Source organism: Turicibacter sp. GALT-G1 (genome assembly GCF_025594995.1).
Classification (GTDB): Bacteria; Bacillota_I; Bacilli_A; order MOL361; family Turicibacteraceae; genus Turicibacter; species Turicibacter bilis.
Genome location: NZ_JAMQUS010000054.1, coordinates 94123 through 106322 on the forward strand (window position 1 = coordinate 94123; position 12200 = coordinate 106322).

The 12200-nt window shown below is 35.6% G+C and carries 11 protein-coding genes; all 11 read left to right on the top strand.

Translation table 11 applies throughout. From position 1 onward, the window contains the following. Positions 1–4: 4 nt before the first annotated feature. The 11 genes from uxaC (at position 5) to NEH74_RS09875 (ending at position 11307) form a co-directional block, all read left to right on the top strand. Complete coding sequence (uxaC, locus tag NEH74_RS09825; protein ID WP_055304773.1) at positions 5–1411, top strand: glucuronate isomerase; 1407 nt, start codon at positions 5–7, stop codon at positions 1409–1411. A 20-nt stretch (positions 1412–1431) separates the two neighbouring features. After that, positions 1432–2895: a tagaturonate reductase gene (locus NEH74_RS09830; protein WP_055304775.1), complete on the top strand. Its 1464-nt coding sequence runs from the start codon at positions 1432–1434 to the stop codon at positions 2893–2895. Further along, a complete protein-coding gene (locus NEH74_RS09835; RefSeq protein ID WP_055304777.1) occupies positions 2892–4379 on the top strand; it encodes a UxaA family hydrolase in 1488 nt (495 codons plus the stop codon). The genes NEH74_RS09830 and NEH74_RS09835 overlap by 4 nt, the downstream gene beginning before the upstream one ends. A 69-nt stretch (positions 4380–4448) precedes the next feature. Continuing rightward, positions 4449–5279 (top strand): sugar phosphate isomerase/epimerase family protein, encoded by an 831-nt coding sequence (locus NEH74_RS09840; protein ID WP_055276753.1) that lies wholly within the window; start codon positions 4449–4451, stop codon positions 5277–5279. A gap of 35 nt (positions 5280–5314) precedes the next feature. After that, positions 5315–6064 carry an IclR family transcriptional regulator gene (locus NEH74_RS09845; RefSeq protein ID WP_055304780.1) on the top strand — a complete coding sequence of 250 codons (750 nt, stop codon included), beginning with the start codon at positions 5315–5317 and terminating at the stop codon, positions 6062–6064. 24 nt (positions 6065–6088) lie between these two features. Further along, positions 6089–6925, top strand: a complete 837-nt coding sequence (kduI, locus tag NEH74_RS09850) for a 5-dehydro-4-deoxy-D-glucuronate isomerase (RefSeq protein WP_055276750.1) — start codon at positions 6089–6091, stop codon at positions 6923–6925. Between the two features lie 35 nt (positions 6926–6960). Then, positions 6961–7602, top strand: a complete 642-nt coding sequence (locus NEH74_RS09855) for a bifunctional 4-hydroxy-2-oxoglutarate aldolase/2-dehydro-3-deoxy-phosphogluconate aldolase (protein WP_055244609.1) — start codon at positions 6961–6963, stop codon at positions 7600–7602. Between the two features lie 9 nt (positions 7603–7611). After that, positions 7612–8631, top strand: a complete 1020-nt coding sequence (locus NEH74_RS09860) for a sugar kinase (protein ID WP_055304782.1) — start codon at positions 7612–7614, stop codon at positions 8629–8631. 19 nt (positions 8632–8650) lie between these two features. Then, positions 8651–9412: a 2-dehydro-3-deoxy-D-gluconate 5-dehydrogenase KduD gene (kduD, locus tag NEH74_RS09865; RefSeq protein ID WP_055304784.1), complete on the top strand. Its 762-nt coding sequence runs from the start codon at positions 8651–8653 to the stop codon at positions 9410–9412. A gap of 170 nt (positions 9413–9582) precedes the next feature. Continuing rightward, positions 9583–10965 carry an MATE family efflux transporter gene (locus NEH74_RS09870; protein WP_262941333.1) on the top strand — a complete coding sequence of 461 codons (1383 nt, stop codon included), beginning with the start codon at positions 9583–9585 and terminating at the stop codon, positions 10963–10965. 114 nt (positions 10966–11079) lie between these two features. After that, the gene (locus NEH74_RS09875; protein WP_055304788.1) at positions 11080–11307 is read left to right on the top strand and encodes a hypothetical protein; all 228 of its coding nucleotides are present in this window, start codon (positions 11080–11082) and stop codon (positions 11305–11307) included. The last annotated feature ends 893 nt before the right edge of the window (positions 11308–12200 follow it).

Consider the following 12200-nt stretch of genomic DNA (forward strand, 5'->3'; position numbering starts at 1 on the left):
TGAAATGAGAGAGTTTTTGAATGAAGATTTTCTGCTATATAACGAAACAGCTCAAACGTTATATCACAACTATGCCAAACAAATGCCAATTATTGATTTTCATAGTCATTTAAGTGCAAAGGAGATTTATGAAAATAAACAGTTTAATAATATTACCGAAGTTTGGCTTGGGGGCGATCACTATAAATGGCGTGCGATGCGTACGTTAGGTGTCTCAGAAGATGCTATTACAGGGACCGTTGATAGCGAAGAAAAATTTAATGAATGGGCAAAATCTATGCCCTATTTAATTGGAAATCCATTATATCACTGGACGCATTTAGAACTTCAACGCTACTTCAATATTAAAACCTCATTAAGTGCTAAAACAGCAAAAGACATTTATGAAGAGTGCAATCGATTATTAGCGACACCAGAGTATCGTGTACGTGGCTTGATTGATCAAATGAACGTGGATGTCATTTGTACAACAGATGATCCTTGTGATGATTTAAAATATCATCAATTAATACGCAAAGAAGGAACTTTTAAAACGAAGATCTTACCAACATTTAGACCGGATAAAGCAGCAAATATTGAATTAAGTTGGTTTAATGACTGGGTTTCACAGTTAGGAACTGTCGTTGGTTATAACATTGAGAATTTAGACGATTTGTTTAATGCATTAGAAGCACGTATGGATTTCTTTATCAGCTGCGGATGTAAAGCATCTGATAATGGGGTCGATGTTTTAGCCTTTACTGAGTCAACTAAAGAGGAAGCCGATGTTATTTTGAAAAAAGCCCTCGCTCATGAGCCATTAACTAAAGAAGAAGTTGAGAAATATAAAACTCAAATGTATCTATTCCTTGGAGAACAATATCACAAACGTGGGTGGGTGATGCAATTTCATATCGGAGCGATGCGTAACAATAATACGACCATGCTTGAAAAATTAGGACCAGATACGGGATATGACTCAATTAATAATTCATTAGATACACAAAAATTATCGAAATTCTTAAATGCCTTAAATGTAAATGGAAACTTACCAAAAACGATCATTTACGATTTAAATCCAAGTGATAATCACAAAATTGTGACGTTAATGCAATGTTTCCAAGATGGAATGACACCAGGTAAAATTCAATTTGGTTCAGCTTGGTGGTTCAATGATCATAAAGATGGGATGAATGATCAAATGCGTGCATTAGCAGCTAATGGAGTGTTATCAAAATTTGTTGGGATGTTAACAGACTCAAGAAGTTTCTTATCGTTCCCACGTCATGAGTACTTTAGACGGTTATTATGTCAGTTACTTGGAGAGTATGTTGAATTAGGGGAATATCCAGCCGATATGGACCTTTTAGGACAAATTGTTCAAGATATTTGTTATTACAACTCAAAACAATTCTTTAATTTAATAGATTAATTAGAACAGTGGGGGGCTTTATGAATATTTTAAATGAGTCAATGATTCAACGACCAAATCGTCCGATCAAAGTAGTTCAATTTGGAGAAGGAAATTTCTTACGAGCTTTTGTTGATTGGATGTTACAAGAATTAAATAATGCAGGTCTGTTTAACGGTGATATTGCTGTTGTTCAACCGTTAGAATTTGGACGTGTTAAAGAATTGGAAAAACAAGATGGATTATACACGTTGATTCAAGAAGGAGTTCAAAATAATGAGTTTATCTCAAAATCACAAATTATTGATAGTTTAAAAATGTTTGTGAATCCTTATGAGTCATACGAAGATTACTTAAAACTAGCTGAGATTGATACATTAGAGTTATTAATTTCAAATACAACCGAATCAGGAATTGTTTTAGATGAAAATGATTCAATTGATGCTACACCTCCTAAAACATTTCCTGGTAAAGTGTTAGCTTTTCTATATCATCGTTATCAAATTTTCAATGGAGATCCATCAAAAGGATTATATATTGTTCCATGCGAGTTAATTGATAATAATGGGGATGAACTATACCGCTGTGTGAAAGCTTTAGCTAAAATTCATGGATTAAGCGAAGATTTCATGACATGGTTAGAGGAAGCAAATACCTTTACCAATACATTAGTAGATCGTATTGTTCCAGGTTATCCAGCGACTCGAATTGAAGAGTTGACCGACCAACTAGGATATATTGATCATAATTTAGTACTCGGTGAAGTATTCCATTTATGGGTTATTGAGGATCGTAATGGCATCTCTGAGGTGTTAAATGGAGCAGAAGCGGGATTAAATATTTTATTCGTTAAAGATATTAAACCTTATAAAATTCGAAAAGTGCGTATTTTAAATGGACTTCATACATTAATGGTGCCAGTGGCTTACTTAAGTGGAATTGATACTGTCGGAGAAACAATGGCGGATAAAACATTATTGAAATACCTTCATCAAACAGTGGAACATGAAATGGTTCCAGCCACTGAAAAGTACTTAACTAGTGAGGAGTTACATCAATTTGCGAAAGAAGTCTATGATCGTTTTAATAATCCACGTGTAAGACATGAATTAATGTCAATCGCTTTAAATTCTAGTGCTAAATTTAAAAGTCGTTTGTTGCCAACAGCCTTAGATTATGTGGAGAGATTTGGTCAATTCCCGAAAAATATGGCGTTCTCATTAGCAAGTGCTTTTGTTTTTTATCGTGGTATTCGTGGAAATGATCCGATTGCACTTCAAGATGAGCCTGAATTATTGAATTACTATCATGAATTATGGTCTAAATACGAATCAAATGAGATGAGTTTAGAGGAAATCGTTTCAGCCTTTTTAGGTATGAAAAATCATTGGGGGCTTGATTTAAATGCAATCCCACAATTAACAAAAGAAATAGTTAGTATGACCTCTAGTATTTTAAGCCATGGGGTGAAAGAGGCTTTAACAGATATGGTGGTGGGAGCATGAGACACTATATCAAGTTACATGAAGATGATAACGTTATCGTTGCTTTAACTGACTTAGAAAGTGGTAGTACTTTAACGATTAATGGAGAACCATTAATCGTTAAAGAAAACATCAAACAAGGACATAAGATAGCGATCTCTAAAATTTCAAACAATGATTTTATTATTAAATATGGATATCCGATTGGTCATGCGCTAAAAGAGATTGAACCTGGAACACATGTTCATACTCATAATATTAAAACAAATTTAAATGATTGTTTGTCGTATGAATATCAACCCAACTTAAAGCCAGACATTAAACCGCTGATGGATCGAGAGATTCGTGCTTATTATCGAAAAAATTGGGAGATTGGAATTCGAAATGAACTTTGGATTATCCCAACCGTTGGATGTGTCAATAAAACGGCCGAAATCATTAAAAATGAGTTTTTAGCTCAGACTGAAAACTTAGCTATTGATGGGGTGTTTGCATTTTCTCATCCATTTGGGTGTTCACAAATGGGGGATGATCACGAAACAACACGTGCTATTTTACAAAATATCGTAAAGCATCCAAATGCGGGAGGCGTTTTAGTTTTAGGTCTCGGCTGTGAAAATAATCAAGTGGAGGTCTTTAAAGAAACGCTTGGTGATTATGATGAGGAACGCGTTCGCTTTTTAGTATCACAAGAGGTTGAGGATGAAGTTGAAGCAGGTGTGACGATTCTAAAAGAGTTGTATGATCTAATGAAACAAGATTATCGGGCAACAGCGTTACTTCGTAATCTGAAGATTGGGTTAAAATGTGGAGGAAGTGATGGATTCTCAGGAATTACAGCTAACCCGCTACTTGGCTATTTATCAGATTATATCGTTAGAAGTGGGGGAACGACCGTTTTAACAGAAGTTCCAGAAATGTTTGGAGCAGAAACAATCTTAATGAATCGTGCAAAAGATGAAGAGACATTTAATAAAATTGTTCATTTAATTAATGACTTTAAAGGCTACTATGAACGCAATCATCAAGTGTGTTATGAAAATCCAAGCCCAGGAAATAAGGCTGGGGGAATTACAACCCTTGAAGATAAATCATTAGGATGTACACAAAAAGCCGGAACCTCGAATGTGGTCGATGTGTTAAGCTATACGGACCGTGTGGCACAACGTGGATTAAATTTATTACAAGGCCCAGGAAATGATTTAGTGGCAGTCACTGCTTTAGGAAGCGCGGGATGCCATCTAGTCTTATTTACAACGGGACGAGGAACGCCGTTTGGAGGATTTGTTCCAACGATTAAGGTAGCAACTAATCATGAATTAGCGATTAAAAAGAAACATTGGATTGATTATGATGCGAGTACTCTATTAACAGCTTCAACAACAGAAGAAGTGGTCGAAGATTTTATTAATTATGTTTGTGATGTTTGTAGTGGGAAATGGACAAATAACGAACGAAATGGCCATCGTGAAATTGATATTTGGAAATCAGGTGTGACGTTATAAACTGAATTTTTATATATTTTTCACAGTTGATACAAATGAGTTTGATATAATTAGGAGGTTATCTTTTATATGAAATTAGGAATTCGTGCTCATGATTTAGGACGATCACCAACACAACAACTCATTCAATCATTAAAAGATCATCACTTTTCTTTTATTCAATTAGTGTTGGCCAAAGCTATTGAAGCGGATCAACCTCAGTTATTGATTGATGATGAAGGTTTCATCAATGAGTTGAGTCAACAGTTACAAATGAATCAAATTGAGGTGGTAATGTTAGGTGCTTACTTTAACCCCATTCATAGTAATAAGGATAAGGTAGCGCAGTCGGTTGAATATTTTAAAAAACATTTAAAAGTAGCGAAACAATTTAACACGACTTTAGTGGGGACTGAGACTGGATCTTATAACGATGATCAATGGACCTTTCACGAACAAAATAGTAGTGAAGAGGCATTTTTAGAAGTGAAACGCATTTTCTCACAGTTACTAGAAGTCGCTCAAACAGAAGGTGTTTATGTCGCCATTGAACCAGCTTATCATCACGTCATTTCATCACCTAAACGCTTGAGACGATTAATGGATGAGTTGGCTCATGATCATATTCGTGTCACCTTTGACTTATTTAACTTACTTTCTATTCACAATTACAAGAATCAACGGGCCATTATTGATGAAATGATTGAACTCTTCCGACAAGATATTCGAATCATTCATACTAAAGACTTTATTATCGAAAATGGTGAGTTAAAGCAGGTCGCTCCTGGTCAAGGATTACTTGATTATGCTTACCTATTAGAAAGACTTAAAGAGTTACCAACGGAACCTATCATGATATTTGAGGGAGTGGTTGGAGACGACATCGTTAAGAGTGCGGCGTTCTTAAAAACATTTAACTAAGAGATGACAACTAGTCATGAAGGAATGAAGTCAATATGAAAATTAATCGAACGACACAACGAACGATTGAAATCTTAAATTTAATTGCCTCTAGTCAAGATGGGCTAACTCTGAATGAGATCGCAAAAGAATTGAATATGCCTAAAACGAGTGCATTTGATATTTTAGAAACGCTCGTGCAGTTAAATATGCTGTATATTAAGGAACAACGCTTGAAAACGTATGCGATTGGTGTGAAAGCGTATGCCATTGGAAATATGTACTCCAAGACCTCATTATTGCTTAATAGTGCAGGTCCAATCATGAAGCGGCTATCTCAAGAAATTGGAACCACCACTTTGCTAGCAAAAGAGAATAATGGAAGTTTACTTTATACGTTAAAACATGAGCCTGCGAAAAAGATTATTGCAACACCAGAAGTGGGAGAGGTTGCTTATTTACATTCGACCAGTATCGGAAAGGCGATCTTAGCTTTTTCTAAACATCAATTGGAGTTAATTGATAAATTGGATTTATATCCGATGACGAAACGGACGATTACATCAAAAAATACGTTAACTCAAGAATTATTGATAATCAAAGAACGTGGTTATGCGATTGCAAATCGTGAAAATGAAGAATACACCTACGCCATTGCTGCCCCGATCTTTGATTATCATGGTGTTGTTTCATCAGCCATTGGTGTGGTTAATCTATATAAAGAGGAATATCAAGCCGAAGAGGATATTAAAAAAGTGGTTGAAGCGGCAAAAGAAATTTCGAGGTTATTAGGATATCGAGAATAAACAAGTGAGAGGGGAATCATAAAAATGAAATTAAATACACGTTATTCAAATCATCCAAATGATGTGAAACATTATACAACTGAGGAGCTTCGTGAGCATTTCTTAATTGAAGACGTCTTCGTAAAAGATGAAGCAAACTTAACATATTCACATAATGATCGTATTATTGCTGGGGGGATTCAACCCGTCCAGGAGATTTTAACACTGGAAGCCGGAAAAGAAATGGGAGTTGAAACATTCTTTGAACGCCGTGAAGGTGGGATTATTAATATCGGTGGAAAAGGAATCATTACACTAGATGGTGAAGCGTATGAACTTGATTATCAAGATGGACTCTATATTGGAATGGGCGTTAAAGAAATCACTTTTAAATCAGTAGATGCAAATCAGCCTGCTAAATTTTATTTCAATAGTGCGCCAGCTCATCAGTCTTATCCACATACTTTGATTACACTTGAAAAAGCAAATAAAGTTCACTTAGGATCGGATGCGGAATCAAATAAGCGTACGATTAATCAATACGTTCACCCCGCGGTATGCAAGTCATGTCAATTAGTGATGGGAATGACGATTTTAGCACCAAATAATATGTGGAATACGATGCCATGTCATACACATGAACGTCGAATGGAAGTTTATTTCTATTTTGATTTAGATGAAACTAGCAACGTTTTTCACTTTATGGGGCAACCACAAGAGACTCGTCATTTAGTCGTTCGTAATGAACAAGCGGTTATTTCTCCAAGTTGGTCGATTCATTCAGGGGTTGGAACAAGTCGTTATACATTTATATGGGGAATGTGTGGAGAAAATATTACATTTGATGACATGGATCATGTCGCTATGAAAGATTTAAAATAAAAATACACTAGGTAAAAAAGTAGAAGAGGTGTCTTATGAAAAAATATGAAGTCATTAAGGAAATTTGTGAAACAGGTGTCGTAGCTGTTGTTCGTGCTGAAAACGAAGAGCAAGGAATTGAAATCTCAAAAGCCTGTTTAGCAGGTGGAATTAAAGCGATTGAGTTAACTTTCACCGTACCTTTTGCTGATGAAGTGATTAAATCATTAGTCAAAGAGTTTGGATCAAGCATGTTAATTGGTGCTGGAACCGTATTAGATAGTGAAACAGCTCGTATTGCGATTTTAGCAGGTGCTAAATATATCGTCTCTCCAGGATTTGATTTAGAAACAGCTAAATTATGTAATCGATATCAAGTTCCTTACATGGCAGGATGTATGACGATTACAGAAGTCATCACAGCGATGGAAGCAGGAGTAGATATTGTTAAATTATTCCCTGGAAGTGCATTTGGACCAAGCTTCGTTAAAGCAGTGAAAGGACCTCTTCCACAAGCGAATATTATGCCAACAGGTGGCGTTAGCTTAGAGAATGTCGATCAATGGATTAAAAATGGATGTGTGGCCGTCGGTGTAGGTGGAGATTTAACAGCTCCAGCTAAATCCGGTGACTATGCAGCTGTAACAGAATTAGCTAGACAATTTGTTGAAAAAGTAGCAAATGCTAGAAAGAACTAGGTGATGAAAATGAAGAAGTTTGTAACCTTGGGGGAGGTTATGCAACGTCTAACTCCACCGGCTCATGATAAATTAGAACAATGCCGAAGTTTAAATGTCACGTATGGGGGGAGCGAAGCAAATATCGCGATTGCTTTAGCGAATTTTGGCCATGATGTTAGATTTGCGACAGTATTACCTGATAATCCATTAGGAATTGCTGCTTATCGATCACTCAGACAATATGGAATCGATTTAACACCAACTAAACTTAAAGGTGACATATTAGGAAGCTATTACGTTGAGGTAGGTTATTCGTTACGCGCTTCGAATGTTATTTATAACCGAAAATATTCAGCCATTGCCCAGATGGAGGCAAATACGCTTGATATAGACGAAGTTTTATCGGATCGTACTCATTTGCATGTCAGTGGAATTACCCTAGCTTTAGGAAAAGAGATTAGAGAATTTACACTTGAGTTAGTTAAAGTGGCGTTTGAACGTGGATTAACGATTAGTTTTGATTTTAATTATCGTGCAAAATTATGGACTGTTGAAGAAGCGTCTACGGTGATTCGTGAAATCTTACCATATGTTCATATTGTTTTTGGAAGCTTATATGATATTGAAACCATTGGTGGATACCGCTTAGAGCAAGCCTTTGAATCAGTAGATGCTAAGCGTAAAGCTGTATTTCATTACTTCATGGCTAACAGTCACTGTCAAGCAGTTTTTGGAACGGTTCGTGAACAACAATCCACTCATCAAAATTGTTTAAGTGCGTACTGTTATACCAAAACGGGTGATGTGTATACCACAAATCAAACGTACCAATTTGAAATTATTGACCGTGTCGGAGCGGGAGATGCATTTGTGGCAGGCGTGTTAAATGAATTAGATTTAAACCGTCAAACATATCAGGAAGCATTAAATTACGGATTAGCATGTGGGGTTCTAAAACATACGATGAATGGAGATGTTTTATTAACTCACGATCAAGAAGTCAAAGACTTAATGAGCCAAACGGGTTCAGTTGGAATGAAACGATAAAAAAGAAAAGGGGAATAGTATGATTTTAGAACAATTTAAGTTAGATGGAAAAGTAGCAATCGTTACAGGAGCAGCTGTTGGACTAGGACAAGGAATGGCAGTCGGATTAGCTGAAGCAGGTGCTGATATTGTCGCTGTAGGAATTAGTTCAATGGATGAAGTTAAGGCAGCCGTTGAAGCAGTTGGACGCCGTTGTTTAACGATTGAAGCAAATTTAATGTCAACAGATCCAATTCAATCGATTATTGATCAAGCTATTGCTGAGTTTGGACATATCGACATTTTAGTCAATAATGCAGGAATTATTCGTCGTGAGGATTCAGTTAAGTTTTCAGAAAAAGATTGGGATGACGTTATTAATTTAAACTTAAAATCTGTTTTCTTCTTCTGTCAAGCAGCAGCCAATCAATTTATGAAACAAGGAACAGGTGGAAAAATTATTAATATTGCATCAATGTTATCATTTCAAGGTGGAATTCGTGTGCCATCTTATACAGCGAGTAAGTCAGGGGTAAAAGGGATTACGATGTTAATGGCCAATGAATGGGCAAAACATGGGATTAATATTAATGCGATTGCTCCAGGATATATGGCAACCGCTAATACAGCACAACTTCGTGCTGATGAACAACGTAGTTCAGAAATTTTAGGACGTATTCCAGCTGATCGTTGGGGGACACCAGAAGATTTAAAAGGACCTGTTGTCTTTTTAGCAAGCTCAGCAAGTGATTATGTCAATGGATATACAATAGCTGTCGATGGTGGTTGGTTAGCACGATAAGTAACAGTAAAACCAAAAAGAGCATCAACTCATGGTGCTCTTTTTTTGTATCGAAGAAACATGGTAAACTGTCATTTAATTAATTTTTAATGTGGCATAAGCTCATATCGTTTTGATGTGAATCAACCTATAATAGGTGTTGAAAAGGTCTAAATGAGGGGTGGGAAAAATTGAAAGAATTGAAACGGTTGAAGAAAGAAATTATGGTGCTTGGAATTCCTATTTTAATAGAGCAGATCCTTACAACAACGATGGGAATGATGAACACCATGCTATCTTCTAATTTGGAAGGAGATGTTGGGATTCATGTTGTTTCTGCTATCTCTATGATTGATTCCTTTAGCTATTTATTTATTTCAGTATTTACAGCATTTGCTATGGGGGGAACGGTTGTGGTCGCACAATATGTTGGGCGTAACGACTACGCAAAAGCAAATGAGGCTACGATGCAAGGCATTATATCAACAGCCTTTATTTCCATTTTTATTATGATATTGTTACTCGTATTTAATCGACCCTTAATTCAACTTGTCTATCACGGAGTAGAACCTCAAGTGATGGAGTATGGAATTACTTATTTTAGTATTGTATTATTTAGCTTTCCATTTATGGCCTTAACTTTAATGGCTAATGGAATTTTAAGAGGTGCTGGGGATACAAAGATAGCAGCGATTAGTAATGTCGTCGCTAATATTTTTAATATTCTTTTAACTTATCTTTTCTTATATGTGTTTAAATGGGAGATTGTCGGTGCAGCCTTAGGAATTTCTTTAGCTCGTGTGATTGGAACCCTTTATGTGATGTGGATTTTAATAAAGGGGAAGAAGGCGATTCAGTTTGGAAAAATCCAACTGTATCGTCCACAATTTAATTATTTACGTCAGATCTTTTATGTAGGGGTACCTGCAGGAATTGAATCCGTTATTTTTCACTTAGGTAAATTACTGACACAAGTGTTTATTGGGGGGATGGGGGCGATTGCCATGTCTTCGAACTCAATCGCTAATTCTATTATTAATTTGATTAACATTCCAGGAAATTCATTAACGACTGTGGCAACCACAATTGTAGGGCAAGAAATTGGTCGTAAAGAAACGGCTTTAGCAAGACATACTCTTCGTTTTATTACCCGCTTAGCGGTTGTTTATTTAGTTATTTTGGGCGCTTTTTCTATTCCGACTGCCTGGTATTTTGTTGCGCTTTATACGGATAATCCAGAGGTGTTAAGTTATGCCACTCGCTTGATTCAACTTAACGCACTAGCTACACCAATCTGGGCTTTTTCTTTTGTTTTACCTGGTGGCTTAAAAGGAGCAGGCGATGGAAAGTATACGATGATGACGGCCATCATTGGAATGTGGGTGTTTCGAGTAGGATTGGGTTACTTATTTGGAGTGGTACTAGGTTGGGGAGTCGCAGGAATTTTTATTGCGATGTTCGTTGATTGGGCCGTTCGAGGCATCCTTTATGTGATTCGTTTACGTGGCGATAAATGGCTCAATCATCATTTTATCGACGAAGATGAAAAAGAATTAGAAGCGACGATTGCATAAAAAGTCAAACATTTCAATGTTTGACTTTTTTAGAACAATTTTATGGGTCATTGCATATGATATACTAAATAAATTTATTTTAATTCAGATTTGAAGGTAGAAATAGAGGATGTTATGAGTGATCAACTTCAATTAATTTTAGATTATATAGAACTTCTTGAGTTTCAAGAGGGAGATTGTATTCTTGAAATTAGTAACGGACAAGAGTTAGTTGCTCCTATTTTAAAAAATAAGTTTTCATCTCGTCAAGTAAAGGTGGATTTAGCTATTTTACAAAAGGGTTCACTAAAAATGGAAGCTCCTGGTTATTATAATCAAGTTTTTTTATGTGACAGATTGTAATATTAAGTGCGACACATAAAAAGCTCATAAATAGGAGCTTTGTTATAGAATGAAGTTATCACACTTAATCCTTAACAAGCAATGCTATTTATCAGTTACCACCATCTTAACACATACGTATAGAAGTTCTTTCAAAAATGGTCTATTCTACGAGACAAACTGTTCAATAATTCAATCATCATTATTTTACGCTTACTCGTGAATTGAAAAGAAACTCTCAACAGACGAATTAGCTGAACAACATCACTTAGTTTGTCATCGTTTAGAGTAGCAATCAGAACAACTGATATAAACGATCAAAAATATTTAGAGATAACTTGGTTGTTACAACTAAAATCATTTATTATTGGCGCTATGACGGAACGATTTGGTTAGGAAATTTAAGTTATTTAAGGCAAAAACGACTTACTAACTGATAGTCTTCAATTGATTTTGAAGGTTGATTAATAATTGTTTTAAAAAATCGATTCCCAGAAGTATATCGCATAATTCCAATTGAAATATAGTAATTATCCTCACTATCGGCAAATTCTGTTACATCATCGAGTAATAGCTAAATATAAAAGCTGTGTTAGACAACCTTGTTGATAGTGAATCACTTAGTATCAATGGTTGTTAAATCTCATTGTTAAAAATTTCATCCTTTTCAAGTAGTTAAATAATGAAAAACAATACTTTCGCCTAATAGAGCCAACATTAAAAATCGGTATCTATATATATCATTACACCAGTAAAGAACTACATACCGCGAGATATCTACTTTAACAGGTATTAGATTGACTTGATTATATAAATTTTGTTTTTTTGAGTCCTGAGTTGTCAATTTAAATCAGACCATTATTTATCACAAACTAAGCAATTGGAAGGAGTGAATCTAATCCAGTTGCTTTTTT